Raw genomic sequence first — 18841 nt, 5'->3', positions numbered from 1 at the left:
TTGACACCAGGCACGGCGCCCCACCATTATCCAGCCATACCTACGCAACGGGCTTGCCAGCATGTCCACATCCAACCACGCCATTTCCGCTTCGGGCTTCATTGCCCAGGCAGGCGCGTGCGTTGCCGTTGCCAAGAAATCCAAGAAACAGCCGCTCATCTGACCGAGGCGCGCTGTCTCGTCAGGTGGGCTGACGAGACAGAAGGCGCCAGGTATCCCTGCCACCACTTCCACTCTTCGCCCTGCTGACGCTGACTTTCGGTCAACATCAGGAGTTTTTGCATGTCAAATTTCCGTGGTATCTGGATCGCCCTCGTCACGCCAATGCGCGCCAATGAAATCGACTTCCCAGGCCTGGAAAAGCTGGTGAACAAGCTGCTCGAAGACGGTGTGGCCGGTTTTGTGGTGTGCGGTACCACGGGTGAGGCGGCGGCGTTGTCCAAGGCCGAGCAACTGGCGCTGCTGGATGCCGTGCTGGCCTGGGTGGAGCCGGGCAGGGTGGTGATGGGCCTGTCAGGTTACAACCTGCGTGAGTTGCTGGCCTTCCAGGCTGAAATCCAGCAGCGTGACATTGGCGGGCTGCTGGTTCCCGCACCTTGCTATATCCGCCCTTCGCAGGCTGGCATCGAAGCCTTCTTCGCTACCGTGGCCGATGCGGCCCGCGTGCCAGTGATCGTCTACGATATTCCCTACCGCACTGGCGTACGCATCGAACGTGAAACCCTGCGCCGTATCGTGCGCCATCCACGTATTGCGGCGGTGAAAGACTGTGGCGGTGACAACGAGACGACCATGGCCCTGATCGAGGACGGCCACGCTCAGGTGCTGGCCGGTGAAGACCTGCAGATCTTCAATAACCTGTGCCTGGGTGGGGCTGGCGCCATTTCGGCCTCCGCGCATGTGCGCGCCGACCTGTACGTACGCATGGTGCAGCAGGTCGACAGCGGCGACTGGGCCGCCGCGCGTGGTACGTTCTACCAGTTGCTGCCCTGGATCAAGGTGGCCTTTGCCGAGCCCAACCCGGCCGTGGTCAAGGCGGCATTGCAGCTGCAAAGCCTGATTGCAGACGAGCTGCGCGAGCCCATGCAGGCGTGCACGAATACCACCCGAGACAAGCTGCAAAGCGTGCTGTGTTCACTCGGCGCCTGAAGCGGCAATGGTTGATGGCGGGTTGACAAGCCGCCACACCCTTGGTCGGTTCGGGGTCGGCGGGTGCCTCGCGAGCGGATTTCTGCCAGCAACGCGCTGAGACAGAGTATTGCCAGGGCCGCTTTGCGGCCCTGTCGCGACCCCAGGTTGCTCCTACGCTGGCTGGGTCGGCAGGCGCTTTTCCATCGGCTGATACACCAGCCCGGCAAACTCACCCACGTCGCCTGCCGGGGTGAAGCCGTAGCGTTGGTAGGCGGGTACAGAAGACAATGATGCCTTTACCGTCACCACCTCAGTTCTGGCATGCTCCAGTGCTGCGTTCATCAGGCGCTTGCCTATACCCCGGCGTTGCAGGCTTGGTGCAATGAACAACATCGCAACGTGACGGCCTTCCTTGAGCTCGATCAGCCCCGCGATAGCGCCTTCGAAAAAACAGGCCAGCATGAGGTTGTCACCCTGCATGCGCTCGGCAAACGCCTGGGGTGCTGACACCTGGGTAAAGGTCTCGATACCTTGCGCCGATAGCGTGGGCGCGACTGCCTGCATGAAGGCATCCATGCACAAGGCGCAGGCTTGGGGGAGGTCGTCAGGGGTGAGCGTGCGTACTTGCATGGTAATCGTCCTTGTCGGGTGTCCTTCTGTTGCCCACTTTAACCTGTTACGGGTTCAAGGGCCGATGCGGTATCAAGCAGCCCTGGCAGCGCCCGGCTTGCGCTCGCCAATCAGGATGTCTTCGAAGAATGCCCCGACAGGTTCGGTAGGGTGGCACAGCTGTATCTCCAGCACCCACACCACCTCGCTCGGGACAATCTCCACCTCGGCCAGCTTGTCCTGGCCATACAACACATGCGGGAAGTCGGCGATGCGATGCCCGGCCAGGTTGCGCTCCAGCTGCCAACCTTTGGCCTGGGCACTGCGCTCGGCGAAGTCGTACAGTTCACGCCCGGTCAACCCGCGGCCCCAGGCCTGACGGGTCTCGTCGAACACTTCATGCAGTGCCTTCACGCAGGCGTGGTGCAGGGCGTGCTGGCCAAACACGAACGTATCGCCATAGTCACCTTCATAGCCATCCCATACCGGGCCAACGTCGACCACGACGATGTCCGTGGCGCGTAGCGCACGTTGAAGGTCAATGCCTTGCCGTGGCGTACGCACGGTATCGTCGCCAAATCGGATGTAGGTGGGGTGCCAAGTGTGTGAGGCGCCCATCGCCTGCAGGGTATGCGCGGCCATCTCCAGGGCCTGGGCAGTGGTCATGCCGACCTGCAGTTGGCTGGCAATGGCAGCCACGGCCCGCACCGACTGTTCGCGGGCCGCGAGCATGCCGTCCAGCGAATAACGTGGGCCGACCTTTTCCAGCTCAGGGTGCAGTGTGCTGGCTGCTGAAGCCTGCGTTGTCAGTGCACCACTGGCGACAAAGGCCTCGGCCACAAAACGATGGGGCTGTACCCCTGCCGCAAGGCATTGCTCGCGAGTCTGGCTGATCATATTGGCATTGCCACAGGCGTAGACCTGGGCTTCGCCCCAGCGATGCGTCTGGCTGAGCGCCACCTGCTGTATACGGGCCTGGGCCGAGAGTACCGGTTGCCAGCGGAAGTGCGGGTGCACGCTGCTGGACACATCGAGAAATTCGCGATCATAAAAATCCGCCGGCGAAGAGCCGCCCCAGTACAGCGTGACGTCGGCATCGCCGGCCAAGGCCGTCAGCAGCAGCGGCTTGATGCCGGCGTAACCTGTGCCGGTGGCGAAAAGGATCAGCGGGCGTTGGTCATCGTGCTGCCAGGTACAGGCGCCCAGCGGTCCTTCGAGCTTTACCGTTGCACCTGCTTGCAGGGTGGGCAGCAAACCTTCGGTGAACAGCCCACCGCTGACCTTGCGGATGTGAAACACCAGTTGCCCTTGTGCCTGGGCAGGCAGGTTGGCAATGGAGAAACAGCGGCTGTCGCCGTTGTCCAGCTGGAACCGCATGTACTGGCCCGCCCGCACCTCCAGCGGCTGAGCAGGCTGCAACACCAGCTCGACGATATCTGCGCTCAGCGCGCGCTTGCCAACCACCTGTGCCTGGGTTTCCAGTGCCGGGGCGTCCAGTGACCAGCCGGGTATTTCCAGGCGCATGTCGCTGCAGGCGTGGCTCTGGCACAGCAACATCTCGTCGGCGGCCAAGGGGTAGGAAGGCGGCGGTGTGTCCACATCCCGCTGCTTGTCCTGATGCTGCCCCGACACCACCTTGACCTTGCACGAGCCGCAGGCGCCGCGGCGGCAGGAGAAGGGTACCGGCAGGCCGCTGGCGAGCATGGCATCGAGCAGCAGCTCCTGGCTGGCTTCGAACGTTTTGCCCGAGGGCGACAATTCAATGATGTGGCGGCTTTGCATGAGCACCTCGGGGCAAATGGAGGTTCGATTGTTGCTATAGTCCAGGACCAGCAGAACCTCCAGTTTTGGATATTTCATATGGTCCAGCTTCGTAAATGGCAGCCACTGCTCAAACTCGATGGGGCACAGGCTTCGTACCGGCAGATCGTCGAAGGGCTGGTGGCCGCAATCAGCGAGGGTCGCCTGCGCCCTGGCACGCCGTTGCCGGGCACGCGGGAGATGGCGCAATTGCTGAACGTCAATCGCAAGACCGTGATCCTTGCTTATGAGGAAGCCGAAACCAAAGGCTGGCTGCAAAGCGTGCAACGCCGGGGCACCTTTGTCAGCCAGCAGCTGGCGCCTGGCACCGCGGCCGTTTCCGGTGCCGTGCGGCCTTTTGCCCTGGCGCTGCCAGAGGAACCTGCCGTTGCCTACTTCAAGGCGAACGAACAGGCTGTAGCGCAGCAAGGGCGGCCGGGGGCCTTGTTCTTCGACAACGGCGCCTGTGACCACCGCCTGCTGCCACAGGCTGTACTGCATCGCTATTACCGCAATGCCTTGCGCAGCAGCTTCACCAGCAACAGCGTGCGCCACGGCAGTGAGTGCAGCAGCCGCAATCTGCGCAGCGCCCTGGCCGACATGGTGCGACACAACCGCAGCCTGAACGTTGGTGCCGAGCATATCTGCCTGACCCAGGGGGTGCAGATGTCACTATCCCTGGTGGCCAGTGTGTTGCTCAAGCCGGGTGACGTTGTGCTGGTCGAGCGCCTGAGTTACCCCCCTGCCTGGGAGATCTTCCGTCAGCTGGGTGCCCGCTTGGTGACCGTGGAGCTGGACCATGAGGGTTGCCGGGTCGACCAGCTCGATGCCCTGTGCCGGCAGCACAAGGTGCGGATGATGTACATAACGCCCCATCACCAGTTCCCGACCACGGTCAGCCTGCCAGCCGGGCGCAGGCAACAGCTGCTGGAGCTGGCGCGCCAGCATGCCTTTTGCGTGGTCGAAGAAGATTACGACTACGAATACCACTTTGCCGGGCGGCCCTATCTGCCGTTGGCCAGCGACCGCCAGCAGCGGCACGTGATTTACATTGGCTCACTGTCCAAGCCTTTGGGCAGCACGTTCCGTTGCAGCTATATCGTGGCACCGGTGGAAGTGACAACCGTGCTGGAACGCAGGGCGATGCTGACCCTGGGGCAGGGCGATGCAGTCATGCAGCAGATGTTGGCGGACCTGATCAATGATGGCGAACTGAAGAAGCACCTGCGCCGGGTCAACCGCGAGTACCGGCGCCGGCGTGAGACCTTGTTGGGGTGTTTGCGCGATGCGTTCGGTGAGCAGATCAGCGTGCAGGCGCCAGAAGGTGGTCTGGCGCTGTGGGTGAGGTTTGCCGATGGGATCAACGTGGATCAGTTGGTCGACAAAGCACTGGAGCTGGGCCTGGTGGTGCGCAGTGGGCGACAGTTTTCACCGTTTGGCCATGCCGAGAACGCCTTGCGCCTGGGGTTTGCTTCGCTGGATGCGGATGAGATCCGGCAGGCGACCCAACGCCTGGCAGACGCAGCGAAAGCGATTGGCAAGGCGCGGTAGCGGATGGCACGGGCTTCGCCCGTGTTCGCGGGCAAGCCCGCTCCCACAGTGATCGCGCTGGCCTCAGGATTTATGCAAAAGGGTTATGCCCTCAAGGGTTTCGAGGCCTCTGGGTCTCAACGCATTCCGTTCGGTTACCGCACATAATCGCATCGCGGCGCCTCAAGCCTGCGCCAGTACCTCCGATAGCAGCACACCCACCCTCGAATCATCCATCAGAAGTGGTGCCAACAAGGAGTACTGCCCGCATGCTTGCCAACCTGAAAATTCGCACCGGAATGTTCTGGGTGTTGTCGCTGTTCAGCCTGACCCTGCTGTTTTCGACTGCCAGTGCCTGGTGGGCTGCCGTGGGTAGCGACCAGCAGATCACTGAACTGGACCAGACTGCGCACCAGTCGGACCGGTTGAACAATGCGTTGCTGATGGCGATTCGCTCCAGCGCCAACGTGTCTTCGGGCTTTATCGAGCAGTTGGGTGGCCATGACGAGAGTGCAGGCAAGCGCATGGCGCTGTCGGTGGAGCTGAACAACAAGAGCCAGGCGCTGGTCGAAGAATTTGTCGAAAACGCCCGCGAACCCGCCCTTCGCGTGCTGGCATCCGAGCTGCAGGCTACCTTTGCCGAATACGCCAAGGCGGTGGCTGGGCAGCGTGAAGCGACCCGCCAGCGTTCGCTGGAGCAGTATTTCAAGGTCAACAGCGATGCCGGTAATGCCATGGGGCGGTTGCAAACCCTGCGCCAGCAGCTGGTGACCACACTGAGCGAACGTGGCCAGCAAATCATGCTCGAGTCCGACCGGCGTCTGGCCCGGGCACAATTGCTGAGCCTGTGCCTGCTGGGCGTGACCGTGGTGCTGGCGGTGCTGTGCTGGGCGTTCATTGCCCAGCGTGTGTTGCACCCCCTGCGTGAAGCCGGTGGGCATTTCCAGCGCATTGCCAGTGGCGACCTGAGTGTGCCGGTGCAAGGGCAGGGCAACAACGAGATCGGCCAACTGTTCCATGAGCTGCAGCGCATGCAGCAGAGCCAGCGCGACACCCTTGGGCAGATCAACAACTGTGCCCGGCAGCTGGACGCCGCCGCCACGGCGTTGAACGCGGTCACCGAGGAAAGCGCCAATAACCTGCGTCAGCAGGGGCAGGAGCTGGAGCAGGCCGCGACTGCCGTGACCGAAATGACCACGGCAGTGGAGGAGGTTGCGCGCAACGCGATCACCACCTCGCAAACCACCAGTGAATCCAACCAGCTGGCCGCGCAAAGCCGCCGGCAAGTCAGCGAAAATATCGACGGCACCGAAGCCATGACCCGCGAAATCCAGACCAGCAGTGCGCACCTGCAGCAGTTGGTGGGGCAGGTGCGGGACATCGGCAAGGTGCTGGAGGTGATCCGCTCGGTGTCCGAGCAGACCAACCTGCTGGCGCTCAATGCTGCCATCGAGGCGGCCCGTGCCGGTGAGGCCGGGCGCGGCTTTGCGGTGGTGGCGGATGAGGTGCGCACACTGGCTTACCGCACGCAACAATCGACCCAGGAAATCGAGCAGATGATCGGCAGCGTGCAGGCGGGGACCGAAGCTGCGGTGGCTTCCATGCAGGCCAGCACCAACCGCGCCCAGTCGACACTGGACGTGACCCTGGCCTCGGGGCAAGTGCTGGAGGGCATCTACAGTGCGATCGGCGAAATCAACGAGCGCAATCTGGTCATTGCCAGTGCGGCCGAAGAGCAGGCTCAGGTGGCGCGGGAAGTAGACCGCAACTTGCTGAACATCCGCGAACTGTCCAACCATTCCGCGGCGGGTGCGCAGCAGACCAGCGAGGCGAGCAAGGCGTTGTCGGGGCTGGTGGGGGAGATGACGGCGTTGGTGGGGCGGTTCAAGGTTTGAGGCGCTGCGCCTGCGTGGAACATTAAGATAAGGTTAAACTTATTTAAAGTTCCCCTTGCGGGTTGACTTCGAAACTACGCTTGAATAAAGTTCGACCGCCCCGAGCGCGGGGCCTTTTTTCCCTTCACTGAAGAATTCAATGGACACAGTATCTCGTCGCTGTCTGACCCTTGCCGAATGGCCGGGTCAGGCACTTGAACCGGAACACCGGTCCCGACACCCTGGTCGGGCAAGCCGCGCCAGAGCCTGATGCTCCGCCGTGACTTGCCGCCGCCGGTGTTGGCCGGTTGGAGGCAAGCTCATGAACCTCACTTCATTCGTTTCACCTCGCCAGCCTGCGTGCCCTGCGCCGCAGCAGGCCGGCGCCTGGCCGCGGCGTCTGCACGGCTACCTTGACCACCACCAGGAACCCCCAAGTAGATGCGGGGTGCTGGCGCGTCTTCATGCACGCTTGAGCCCCGCACTTCTCACTGAATAAAAGATATTGAACGGTATCTTTGTGCTCGAACTTTTCACGTTAAAAGTTCGCGGGGTAACTATTGCCCTGTGTTTATTAAAAGGAATCAAACCATGGATTGCGCGAGTAGAAAGTTCGCTGCCGAAACAACTTCCGACTCTCGGCAGCGGACAGACAACTGTCGGAAAGAACCAGCATTATTCAGCGACCCGACATGCCTTCGTTCACCGCGTGAGTGAAACGTCTGTGTGTCGTGCCGCCGCAGCGGCAGGAGCACAGCAACATGACTGTCAAACACCGTAACACCTCATCGGCCAAGGCCGAGCGCGAAACCCGCCTGTCCACCCGCGCCGCCCGTGAAGCGCGCAATGGCCTGGCGGTCACCCTCGCCAACCTCGATGCCAGCGAACAGGGCTTGACCGAGCACGAAGCCGCCAAGCGCCTGGTGCGCGATGGGGCCAACCAGGTTGCCCACGACCCGCAACCCCACGCCCTGGTGCAGCTGTTCAAGGCCCTGCACAACCCGTTCATCTATGTACTGCTGACCCTGGCCGGGATCAGCTTCGTCACCGACTACTGGCTGCCGGTCAGTGCAGGCGAAGCAGACGACGCCGACCTGACCAAGGTCATCATCATCATGACCATGGTCAGCCTCAGCAGCCTGCTGCGCTTCTGGCAGGAGTACCGCTCGAACAAGGCTGCCGACGCGCTCAAGGCAATGGTGCGCACTACGGCCACCGTGTTGCGCCGTGAGCAGACCGGGCAAGCCCCGCGCCTGCGCGAAGTGCCCATGGACGAACTGGTGGCCGGCGACATCGTGCAGCTTTCTGCAGGTGACATGATTCCCGCCGATATCCGCCTGCTCGAAGCGCGAGACCTGTTCATCAGCCAGGCCGTGCTCACCGGCGAAGCGTTGCCGGTCGAAAAGTACGACACCTTGGGTAATGTCGCGCAGAAGTCCGCCGCCGAGCATGGCGCACATCAGGACAACCTGCTCGAGTTGCCGAACATCTGCTTCATGGGGACCAATGTGGTCAGTGGCCGCGCCCGCGCCGTGGTGGTCGCCACCGGCCGACGCACCTATTTTGGCTCGCTGGCCAAGGCCATTGCCGGTTCGCGCAGCCAGACCGCTTTTGACCGCGGCGTGAACAGCGTCAGCAGCCTGCTGATCCGCTTCATGCTGGTGATGGTGCCGGTGGTGTTCATGATCAACGGTGTGGTGAAAGGCGACTGGGGTGATGCCTTCCTCTTCGCGCTTGCCGTGGCAGTGGGCCTGACCCCGGAAATGCTGCCGATGATCGTCAGCGCCAACCTGGCCAAGGGCGCGGTGGCCATGGCCCGGCGCAAGGTGGTGGTCAAACGCCTGAACGCTATCCAGAACCTGGGCTCCATGGACGTGCTGTGCACCGACAAGACCGGTACGCTCACCCAGGATCGGATCATCCTCGAGCACCATGTGCGCTTCGACGGCCAAACCGACAAGCACATCCTTGAGCTGGCCTGGCTCAACAGCCATCACCAAAGCGGCATCCGCAACCTGATGGACCAGGCCGTGCTGCATTTCGCCGGCCAGGACCACCAGTTCCAGGCGCCTTACGCCTACGCAAAGGTCGACGAACTGCCGTTCGACTTCATCCGCCGCCGCCTGTCAGTGGTGGTGAAGAATGCCTTGGGCGATCACCTGCTGGTAAGCAAAGGGGCGGTCGAGGAGATGCTCGCCATCGCCACCCATGTGCAGGAAGGCGACAAGGTCGTTGCCCTTGATCCGTGCCGTCGCCAGCAGCTGATGGCCAGGGTCGATGCCTTCAACCAGGACGGCTTCCGCGTGCTGGTGGTTGCCACCCGGCAGATCCCGGCGGCCGAAGGCAAGGCGCAGTATCACACCGAAGATGAGCGCGATCTGGTCATCCAGGGCTTGCTGACCTTCCTCGACCCGCCCAAGGAAACGGCCGGCCCGGCCATCGCCGCCTTGCGCGACATGGGCGTGCAGGTAAAGGTACTGACCGGCGACAACCCGGTGGTCACGTCCAAGGTGTGCCGGGAAGTAGGCCTGGCGCCAGGCCAGCCGTTGCTCGGCCAGGACATCGAGGGCATGGACGACACCACCCTGAAGCTTCAGGTGGAAAAGCGCACCGTCTTCGCCAAGCTCACCCCGTTGCAGAAATCGCGCGTGCTCAAGGCCCTGCAAGCCAATGGTCACACCGTGGGCTTTCTTGGCGACGGCATCAACGATGCCGCCGCCCTGCGCGATGCTGACGTCGGTATCTCGGTGGACAGCGGCACCGACATCGCCAAGGAATCGGCCGACATCATTTTGCTGGAAAAGAGCCTGATGGTGCTCGAGGAGGGCGTGCTCAAAGGCCGCGAAACCTTCGGCAACATCATGAAGTACCTGTGCATGACTGCCAGTTCCAATTTCGGCAACGTGTTCTCGGTCCTGGTGGCCAGTGCGTTTATCCCGTTCCTGCCGATGCTGGCGATCCACTTGTTGCTGCAAAACCTGATGTATGACTTTTCCCAGCTGTCGCTGCCCTGGGACCGCATGGACAAGGCGTTCCTCAGCAAGCCACGCAAATGGGATGCCCGCAACATCGGCCGCTTCATGTTGTGGATAGGTCCTACGTCGTCGATCTTCGACATCACCACGTTCGCCCTGATGTGGTACGTGTTCGCCGCCAACAGCGTCGAAATGCAGGCGCTGTTCCAGTCTGGCTGGTTCATCGAGGGCTTGCTGTCACAGACGCTGGTAGTGCACATGCTGCGCACTCGCAAGGTACCGTTCTTCCAGAGCACCGCTGCATTGCCGGTGGTATTGGCAACGGGGCTGGTCATGGCATTGGGTATCTACATCCCGTTCTCCCCGGTGGGCGCGATGGTCGGCCTGGTGCCGCTGCCGTGGGAGTACTTCCCTTGGCTGGCCGCCACCCTGCTGGGCTACTGCGTGGTCGCCCAGGCTATGAAGACCCTCTATATCCGCCGTTTCGGCCAGTGGTTCTGAGCGATGCAAGGAGAGCAGACCATGCGAGTACTGATTTGTGCAGGGCGCAACTACGCCGACACCCGACGCTGCCGCCAGGCCCTGGACGACGTCCAGCGCCAGCGGCCGATCCGGGTATTGATCCACGGTGGCAGCCAGTTTCTTGGTGGGGAAATCGAAAGCTGGGCGCGCGAGCATGGCGCCGATCTGGTGCGTTACCCGCCAAACTGGCAGCTGCACGGCAAGCAGGCCGAACGCTTGCGCAACCTGTTCATGCTCAATGACAGCCGCCCTGACCTGTTGCTTGCCTTGCCCGGTGGCGATGACACCGAGGAGCTGCTGGCCAGGGCCCGTGGCGCCGAACTTCAGGTGGTGTACGCCAGGCAACCACGCCAGCCCGAGCGGGACGATTGCAGCTAATACAAGCGCCTGGAGCCGTACGGTACCTGTAGGAGCGGGCTTGCCCGCGAAGTAGGCGCCTCGGTTTCAAGGCCTCAAGCTTTGTGCAGCCGTCCTGGGCGGCTGCTCAGCCTGGCTGCGCCGCCAGATCGTTGCTGACGTTGCGCCCCAGCACCAGCACGGTGACAAAGCCACAGCCCACCAGCGCCGTGGCCAGGCTCAGCAGTACCGCCGTGCCCATATGGTCCACGACTTGCCCGCCGAAGAACGAGCCCACGGCAATGATCACCTGGAACATGGCCACGAACAGCGGCATGCCACGTTCGACATCCTTGGGCGCCACGACAAACATCCAGATATTGGCACAGGCCGGGAACGCACCGAAGGCAAAGCCCCACAGTGCGGTCAGAATCGCGGCACCCGTCATGCCGGTGGCGAAGTGCGGGAACAGGGCGGTGCTGACTGCGATCATGAGCGCGACCAGCATCAGGGTATGCCGCACGCTGCGGTTGGCAGCAAAGCCGGCGAAGATGTTGCCCATGAAGCCGGCCACGCCATACAGCAGCAACAATGAACCGATCGTAGGCCCGTCAAAGCCGGCATTCTGTTTGAAGAACGGTGCGACATAGGTGTACGCAGCAAAGTGCGCCAGGCCGATCAGCAACACGGCGATCAAACCGACCCGTGCTTGCGGGTTGATGAACAACGCCGGCAGGTCGCGGATGCGGATGGCCTTTTCCGGCATCAGCCGCGGCAGCAGGAACACCTGTGCCAGCAGCACCGGTACGCCTACCAGTGCAGTGACCAGGAACGTCATGCGCCAGCCCATCAGGCCACTCAGCCAGGTGCCGACAGGCACGCCCACTACCGTCGCCAGGGTTACGCCAGCCATGATGATGGAGTTGGCTTTGGCTACGCCCATTCCGTCAGGTGCCAGGCGGCCGCTGAGTGCGATGGCTGTCGCCCAGAAGCCGCCAATACTGATACCCAGTAGCACACGGCCGACCAACAGCAGGTTGAAGTCACCGGCATAGGCCACGATGGCGTTGGCGATGATCATGATCAGCGTCAGGCCGATCAGCAGGTAGCGCCGGTCCAGCGCGCCGACGCCTACGGAAATCAACGGGGCGGCTAACGCAGCCATGATGCCGGGCAGGGTCACCATCAGGCCGGCAAGGCCTGCACTGATGCCCAGGTCGCTGGCCACATCGTTGAGCACCCCCACCGGGAGGAATTCACTGGTGACCAGGGCGAAAGCGCCCACGGCTACCGAGAGGATTGCCAGCCATTGCTGGGTCACGCTTTGTTGGCTGTGTTCGGGAAGGCCGCGAGGGGCCTGGCTGTTGCTTGGCATGGGTTAGGTTCCATGAGGGATCTCGCCTGTAGCAGGCGCAGGAGCGGGGGGATTTGCAGGGGATTGTAGGGGCGGCCGTGCCCGACCGACAGGCAGGCCGCTCGATAGTAATCATCAGCGCAATCGATGAAACGCCTTGTGTAGAGCGCCCTGGCAGCGATTACGCCCTACCGGTGCCGCACCGGTGCAGGCCATGGCGATTTGCAGCCTGCAGCGTCAGCTTCTCTTTCCTGCGTCGTATACCGGGGGGCCAGCGAGTGATCGAACGCACCGTACGGGCTTCGCCGTCGGCTAGGTATGCTGTTGCTCACCCTCCACCCACTGCTGGTAGGTGATGCGGCTGATGTGCTCAGTACGATAGTCGTCGAGGAAGCGGTTGTGCTTGTTTTCTTCGGTGTGATGATGACGGAAGCCACACTTCGCCTGGGCAGCCTGTGACTGGCTGTTGTCAGTGTAGTAGCCACACCACAGTGCCTGCAGTTTCAGGGTTTCGAAGGCGTGGCGCATGACTTCCCGCACAGCCTCCGGAACCAGGCCTTTGCCCCAGTAGGGAACCCCGATCCAGTAGGAAATTTCACCTTCCTGTTCACTGATCTCGAAGTTGCTGTTACTGCCAGTCAGCAGGCCGACACAGCCTACGGCACGTTGATTCTGCTTGAGCTCAAGGGCGTACACTTCGGGGTGGTTGAACACTTCGCGAATGACCTCGCGGCTGTGCTCCACACTGGTGTGCACAGGCCAGCCCGCAACGGGGCCGACGCGCTCGTCCTTGGCATATTCGTACAAATCAGCAGCGTCGCTCTCCAGCCAAGGGCGAAGCAGCAAACGTTCGGTTTCCAATTTCATGTCCTGTACTCGTGTCTGGTCCGTTGGGCCAGCGTATGGCCGACTGGCCACGCGGTAAACGTCACTACCTTGGCATTATCGGTACTTTTCGAAACTGGGCGGGTGCTTGATGCTAGGCTGTTGGCTCTATCTGGCGGTGGTACCGAGTGCGATGCATCACATTCCGAAACTTTACGCGGCTGGTGATCCGATCCAGACAGGTGAAAGCACGCTTGCCGATGGGCAGGGGGCGCCACTGTCGTTCGGTCATGCCTATCTGACACTGCTTGTGTGCCTGTCCGGGGCTGCCCGTTTCACGCTGAACTTCAAAGAACATGCTGTCAGGCGCGCAGATGTGCTGGTGCTGGCCGAAGACACCATAGCCTTGCTCAAATGTCGCTCACGATGCTTCAAGGTGTTTTTCTGCCTGATACCACAAGCACTTGCTGCCGAGGTCGCCTACCCACTGCCCAATTCATTATTCGTCTTTCTGCACGACCATCCGCACTGTGTACTTGCCGAAAGCGAGAGGCCGCTGCTGGAAGGGTGGCTGATGCAGATGCGCGATATTGTGCGGTGCTGTGCCACTTATCAGCACATCATGCTGCGCAACCAGTTACAGAACCTTTTCCTGAAGATTGCCGAGCAGCTTCCCGTGTTACCGACAGCAGGCAGGGCGTTCAGCCGCAAGGAAGCGCTGAGTTGGCGATTCTGGGAGCTGGTAGGCAAACACAGCACCCGGCAGCGCGAGGTTAAGTTCTATGCCGACGCGCTTAACATCACCCCGTTCTATCTGTCGCAACTGACAAAGGTGTATTTCAATTCCAGCCCGAAAGGTTTGATCGATCGGCAGGTGACCCTGGAAATCAAGGCACTGCTTTCTTACAGTAATCACGCTGTCGGGCAAATTGCCGATGCGCTCAATTTTGCCGACGCGTCTTACCTGTGCCGCTATTTCAAGCGTCAGACCGGTTTTTCGCTTTCCAGCTACCGCAGGCAAGCGCAGAACGTGCAAGGGCAGGGCTGACGCTTGCACAGCGGCGCCTGCCGAGGGCGCTTATCAGCGTGCTCGGCAGGCACGGTACGCTATGGCGAGACCAGCACATCACACTGCGATTCGTTCAGTACATGCTTGGTGACGCTGCCCACCAGCAGTTCCTCCAGCGCGCTTGCCCCCTGCTTGCCGACCACGATCAGGTCGCACTCCAGCTCCTGTTCCTGCTCGGCAATGCGCCAGCCAGGGTCACCGTGCACCAGGATCTGCCGTGCATCGGCCAGGCCGGCAGCCTCACTCAGCGCCGCGAGCTGTACTTGTGCATCCTTGCGGATGACATTGCGGTAGTGGGTGAGGGTGTCGTGGTCGAGATGGGCGAAGCGCACGCTGGCTTCGAACGGGGCTTCGTACGCATGCAGCAGAATGATCTCTGCTTGCGGGGCAATGGCCTTGGCCAATTCGATCGTGCGCAGTGAAACGGACGAAAAATCGACTGGCACCAGCACGGTGCGGTAGGCATCACGAGGTGCCGGCTTGACCACCAGCAAAGGGCAGGGCATGCGGTTGAGCAGTTTCTGCACAGTTGAACCCAGCAGCAGGCGCCGCGCTACGTTCTGGCCCCTGGCCCCACACACCAGCAGGTCGCTGTGCTTGTCCTGCACCACCCGGTTGATCTCCGTGATCACCGAGCCGCTGGCGACCTGCACGCCAGCGGAGATACCGTAACGCTGGAACAGCAGTGCTGCCAGTGCGTGGGTTTTCTCGCCTGCGCTATCCAGTACGCGTTTCAACAGATCGTCATCAGGCGTCACCAACTGTTTGAGGCGCTCGAAGGGTGCCGGGTTGGCAACGTAGAGCAGGTCCAGCGAGGCCTGTTGCGCATCGCTCAGGTAGGCCGCGCGCTCAGCGGCGTTGCGAGCATGTGGGGAAAGGTCGGTGGCAACCAGTATGTGTTTCAGCGGGTTCATGTGGGGCTCCTTGGTCAAGGCGCGCACAGCGATCAAGCGGTAAACCTTGCGCACTGTGCACCTGGCGGTACTTGAGTCATTCCTTGCGTGCAGCCATCGTCGCGCGAACCCGGCGCGAGGGCTTGATTTGGGTCAATGGCGTGCAGGTGTAGCGGCGGTTCATGCTGCCAACAGCACTGCCGGTGCAGCTGCAACGCTGCTTACCCAGGGCTGGCGGGCTGCCTCATTACCGTCTTGACCCTCAGCCTTTCAGCCCGGATTTCCCAGTGGCCTGCCATGAAACCGCATCAACTGTCGCAGCGCTGTCGGCCCTGCAACAGCAGCAGTTCGGTGAGCGTGTCCATGGCCGGTGTTGCCTGGCTGCCTTTTCGGGTCACCAGCTCGTAGGGGTCGCTGACCGAGCCCATGCTCAAGGGCAGTATGCTGACCTGCTGATTCATCGCACATTGCCGGGCCACGTCGATCGACACCAGCGCAACGAAGTCAGGACGGTTTTGCAACAGCGACAAGGTCGCCAGGATCGAAGTGGTTTCAACCAGGTGCAGCGGGAAGCGCAGCCCGGCATCGTGAAATTCGCGCTCCAGTTGCACGCGCATGGGCATGTTGGCCCGGTAGACGATCCAGCGGCTCTCGGCCAGGTCGGCAAGGCTCAGGCTTGGCGCATGCTTCAGCGGGTGGTCGATGTTGGCGATGACCGCCAGTGTCTCATCCTGGACAAAGGTGCTGGCGAACAGCTGCGGCGTATTGCTGACACTGGTGCGGCACAGGGCGATGTCCAGGCGGCCGCTCTCGATCTGCGTCAGCAGCGACTGGCTGGTGTCTTCGATGATTTCGAACGACATCTGCGGCTGGATGCTGGCCAGCTGTGACACCGCCTTCATCAGCAACGGCACCGCCCCCATGATCGCCCCCACAGCCAGCCGGCCGCCGACACCACGCAGGATTGCATCCAGATCGTGCCGCAGGTTGGCGATATCGGTCTGCAACAGGCGTGCGTAGCGGATGGCGCAGTGCCCGGCGGCCGTGGGCTCCAGGCCTCGGTTGGTGCGGTTGAACAGCACAGTGCCGAAGGTGGTTTCGATTTCCTGCAAGGCCTTGCTGGCACCAGGCTGGGTAAGCCCGACGCTGCTTGCTGCACCGAGCAGCGAGCGGTGCTCGTCCAGCTCGATCAACAAGCGCAGGTGGCGGGCGTGCAGGCGGGACATGATCGAATTGAGCGATGGGGTCATCTGGTATTCGTCCTGGTTATACCGATATGGATTGTTCTCAATACCATGGCCAGCCGCGCATTCCTATACTGGCGCTGCACAGTGTCGCATCCAGTGCGGCTGAAACGCCCAGAACAATAAAGCCAGGAGCCTGCCAAGCCTTATGTCCCTGATCAACTACATCACCCAGATCCAATTCGATATCGGTGCCATTGCCTGCCTGCCTGCCGAATGTGAGCGCATTGGTATAACCAGGCCTTTGATCGTGACCGACCGTGGCGTGCGTGCCGCCGGTATCGTCGATACGGCGTTGAACACCTTCGCCAGCGACACCGCACAACTGCCGATCTACGACGGTACGCCACCCAACCCCAACGAGCATGCCGTGCGTGAGGCCGTGGCTATGTTCAAGGCATATGGCTGTGATGGCATCATCGCCATTGGCGGTGGCTCGGCGATCGACCTGGCCAAGGGGGTGGCCGTGTGTGCCCGGCACGACGGCCCGTTGAAGGGCTTTGCGGTGATCGAGGGCGGCCTGGCCCGGATCACCCCGGCAACCGCGCCGGTGATTGCGGTGCCGACCACGGCCGGCACGGGAAGCGAGGTCGGGCGCGGAGCCATCCTGATACTCGAGGACGGGCGCAAGGTGGGGGTGATCTCGCCCCATGTGGTGCCCAAGGTGGCCATCTGTGACCCGGCACTGACGCTCGGGCTGCCAGCACAACTCACGGCTGCCACCGGCATGGATGCGATTGCCCACTGCCTGGAAACCTTCATGGCACCTGCGTTCAACCCGCCTGCCGACGGCATTGCCCTGGACGGCCTGTGGCGGGCCTGGCGCTTCATCGAACGAGCCACCCGCGAGCCGGGCAACCTGGACGGGCGCATCAACATGATGAGCGCATCGCTGCAAGGTGCGCTGGCCTTCCAGAAAGGCCTGGGCTGCGTGCACAGCCTTAGCCATGCGTTGGGCGGGATCAACCCGCGCCTGCACCACGGCACCCTCAATGCGATCTTCCTGCCTGCCGTCATCCGCTTCAACCGCACGGCCGAAACGGTGGTGAATGAACACAAGATGCAACGCATCGCTCAGGCGATGGGGCTGGCCGATGACAGCCAGATCGAAGATGCCATTCGCCACATGACCCGTACGCTGGGCCTGCCGACCGGCCTTGGCGAACTGGATGTCAACCCGGACCTGTTCCCGCGCATCGTCCAGGGCGCGTTGGCCGATCACAGCCACCGCACCAACCCACGTGAGGCATCTGCCGAGGACTACCAGTGGCTGCTTGAAGCGTCCATGTAAGCCGTTACCTGCTGTTCAACCAATAACAACAAAAGTGAACGCCCATGAATACCAAATATGCGCAACCCGGGCTTGCCCGCGAACCTGAAGCGGTCGCCAGCTCGAACCCGTTCAGAAAGTACCAGGTCATCACCGTCAGCCTGTTGCTGGTGATCGGCATCATCAACTACGTCGACCGCAGTGCGCTGTCGATTGCCAATACCTCCATCCAGCGCGACATGGGCATCACGCCGTCACAGATGGGCATTCTGCTGTCGGCGTTTTCCCTGGCGTATGCCTTTTCGCAACTGCCCTTGGGCATGATCATCGACCGCCTGGGCAGCAAGATTTCGCTGGGGGCGGCCCTGTTGGGCTGGTCGGTGGCACAGACGGCTTCTGGCCTGATCAACAGTTTTTCTGCATTCATCGGGCTCAGGGTGGTGCTGGGAATTGGCGAGGCGCCGATGTTCCCGTCGGCGGCCAAGGCGCTGGCAGAGTGGTTCGAGGCCGAGAAGCGGGGGACGCCGACCGGCATCGTGCTGTCATCGACCTGCATCGGGCCGTGTCTGGCGCCGCCGTTGCTGACGCTGCTGATGGTCACCTGGGGCTGGCGCGGCATGTTCATCGTCACCGGAGTGTTCGGCAGTCTGCTTGCCGCCTGCTGGTTCGCCTTCTACAAAAGCAAGGCGCGGTACCTGGCCGAACTGCCTGCCGAGGAGCGTGAGCAACTGCTGGCGGCCCAGGCGCATAAACAGGCGGTGCCAAACGCCAGGCCCAGTGTGCAGGCACAACTGGCGGCGTGGGCCGAGCTGTTCCGCCACAAGAGCACCTGGGGCGCAGTGTTGGGCTTCATGGGGGTGATCTACATGCTGTGGCTGCACCTGACCTGGCTGCCGGGCTACTTCGAGCGCGAGCATGGCTTGAGCCTGTACCAGACAGCCTGGGTGGTTTCGCTGGCCTATGTGTTCGGCGCGTTGGGCACCATTGTCGCGGGCCGCATCTGTGACCGCCTGGTGAAGAACGGTGCCAGTGTGCTGGGTAGCCGCAAGCGGGTTGTCGTGACTGCGTTGCTCGCGGCAGCTGCATTCACCGTTCCCCTGTCGTTCGGTAGCGGCTTCCTGCTCAGCGTGGCGCTGCTGTGTTGCGCACTGTTCAGCGTGAACATGGCCAGCTCTACCGCATGGATGATCGCCAACACCGTGGTCGATAGCCAGCGCGTGGCCTCGTTTGGCTCGATCCAGAACTTCGGCGGCTACCTGGCAGGCTCTGTGGCGCCCATCGTGACCGGGTTCAGCATTCAGCAGACCGGGTCCTTTGCTTCGGCATTCCTGATCAGTGCCGCCGTGGCCGCGGTTGCTGCGATGGCTTATGTGTTGTTGTTGAAGCAGCCGGTTTCCACTGATCGCTGA

14 protein-coding genes are annotated in these 18841 nt (G+C 62.1%); 8 read left to right on the top strand and 6 right to left on the bottom strand.

What is annotated here, in order from left to right; translation table 11 throughout:
* The first annotated feature begins 282 nt into the window (after window positions 1-282).
* Window positions 283-1149, top strand: a complete 867-nt coding sequence (dapA, locus tag ACI7M0_RS15890; protein WP_129932268.1) for a 4-hydroxy-tetrahydrodipicolinate synthase — start codon at window positions 283-285, stop codon at window positions 1147-1149.
* Between the two features lie 153 nt (window positions 1150-1302).
* Here the strand turns inward: dapA and ACI7M0_RS15885 are convergent, their stop codons facing one another.
* Both ACI7M0_RS15885 and ACI7M0_RS15880 read right to left on the bottom strand, forming a co-directional pair.
* Window positions 1303-1761: a GNAT family N-acetyltransferase gene (locus tag ACI7M0_RS15885; RefSeq protein ID WP_129932267.1), complete on the bottom strand. Its 459-nt coding sequence runs from the start codon at window positions 1759-1761 to the stop codon at window positions 1303-1305.
* Window positions 1762-1833: 72 nt separating this feature from the next.
* Window positions 1834-3600 carry an NAD(P)H dependent flavin oxidoreductase family protein gene (locus tag ACI7M0_RS15880; RefSeq protein ID WP_129932266.1) on the bottom strand — a complete coding sequence of 589 codons (1767 nt, stop codon included), beginning with the start codon at window positions 3598-3600 and terminating at the stop codon, window positions 1834-1836.
* On the opposite strand from ACI7M0_RS15880, the gene ACI7M0_RS15875 reads away from it, so the two are divergent.
* From ACI7M0_RS15875 to ACI7M0_RS15860, 4 genes are all read left to right on the top strand, one after another.
* Window positions 3601-5091 (top strand): PLP-dependent aminotransferase family protein, encoded by a 1491-nt coding sequence (locus ACI7M0_RS15875; RefSeq protein ID WP_129932265.1) that lies wholly within the window; start codon window positions 3601-3603, stop codon window positions 5089-5091. It begins immediately after the preceding gene.
* Window positions 5092-5339: 248 nt separating this feature from the next.
* Complete coding sequence (locus tag ACI7M0_RS15870) at window positions 5340-6965, top strand: methyl-accepting chemotaxis protein (RefSeq protein ID WP_129932264.1); 1626 nt, start codon at window positions 5340-5342, stop codon at window positions 6963-6965.
* Between the two features lie 740 nt (window positions 6966-7705).
* Window positions 7706-10420 carry a magnesium-translocating P-type ATPase gene (gene mgtA / locus ACI7M0_RS15865; RefSeq protein WP_129932263.1) on the top strand — a complete coding sequence of 905 codons (2715 nt, stop codon included), beginning with the start codon at window positions 7706-7708 and terminating at the stop codon, window positions 10418-10420.
* A 21-nt stretch (window positions 10421-10441) separates the two neighbouring features.
* Window positions 10442-10819 carry a DUF2493 domain-containing protein gene (locus ACI7M0_RS15860; RefSeq protein ID WP_020192194.1) on the top strand — a complete coding sequence of 126 codons (378 nt, stop codon included), beginning with the start codon at window positions 10442-10444 and terminating at the stop codon, window positions 10817-10819.
* Between the two features lie 106 nt (window positions 10820-10925).
* Here ACI7M0_RS15860 and ACI7M0_RS15855 read toward each other — a convergent pair whose 3' ends face one another.
* Both ACI7M0_RS15855 and ACI7M0_RS15850 read right to left on the bottom strand, forming a co-directional pair.
* Complete coding sequence (locus ACI7M0_RS15855) at window positions 10926-12152, bottom strand: MFS transporter (protein WP_129932262.1); 1227 nt, start codon at window positions 12150-12152, stop codon at window positions 10926-10928.
* A gap of 291 nt (window positions 12153-12443) precedes the next feature.
* Window positions 12444-12998, bottom strand: a complete 555-nt coding sequence (locus tag ACI7M0_RS15850; RefSeq protein ID WP_064491583.1) for a GNAT family N-acetyltransferase — start codon at window positions 12996-12998, stop codon at window positions 12444-12446.
* Window positions 12999-13149: 151 nt separating this feature from the next.
* On the opposite strand from ACI7M0_RS15850, the gene ACI7M0_RS15845 reads away from it, so the two are divergent.
* Window positions 13150-14004, top strand: a complete 855-nt coding sequence (locus ACI7M0_RS15845; RefSeq protein ID WP_104962890.1) for an AraC family transcriptional regulator — start codon at window positions 13150-13152, stop codon at window positions 14002-14004.
* Window positions 14005-14063: 59 nt separating this feature from the next.
* Here ACI7M0_RS15845 and ACI7M0_RS15840 read toward each other — a convergent pair whose 3' ends face one another.
* Both ACI7M0_RS15840 and ACI7M0_RS15835 read right to left on the bottom strand, forming a co-directional pair.
* A complete protein-coding gene (locus ACI7M0_RS15840; RefSeq protein WP_129932261.1) occupies window positions 14064-14939 on the bottom strand; it encodes a universal stress protein in 876 nt (291 codons plus the stop codon).
* 287 nt (window positions 14940-15226) lie between these two features.
* The gene (locus ACI7M0_RS15835; RefSeq protein ID WP_010953569.1) at window positions 15227-16168 is read right to left on the bottom strand and encodes a LysR family transcriptional regulator; all 942 of its coding nucleotides are present in this window, start codon (window positions 16166-16168) and stop codon (window positions 15227-15229) included.
* A 142-nt stretch (window positions 16169-16310) separates the two neighbouring features.
* Between ACI7M0_RS15835 and ACI7M0_RS15830 the strand changes: the two genes are divergently transcribed.
* Window positions 16311-17453 (top strand): iron-containing alcohol dehydrogenase, encoded by a 1143-nt coding sequence (locus tag ACI7M0_RS15830; protein WP_104961976.1) that lies wholly within the window; start codon window positions 16311-16313, stop codon window positions 17451-17453.
* Window positions 17454-17497: 44 nt separating this feature from the next.
* On the top strand, window positions 17498-18841 hold the full coding sequence (locus ACI7M0_RS15825) for an MFS transporter (RefSeq protein ID WP_129932260.1): 1344 nt from the start codon (window positions 17498-17500) through the stop codon (window positions 18839-18841).

The organism is Pseudomonas sp. 10(2024) (genome assembly GCF_045164175.1).
Taxonomy (GTDB): Bacteria; Pseudomonadota; Gammaproteobacteria; order Pseudomonadales; family Pseudomonadaceae; genus Aquipseudomonas; species Aquipseudomonas alloputida.
The sequence above is the reverse complement of the archived record's forward strand: the minus strand, read 5'-3'. Positions and strand labels throughout refer to the sequence as shown.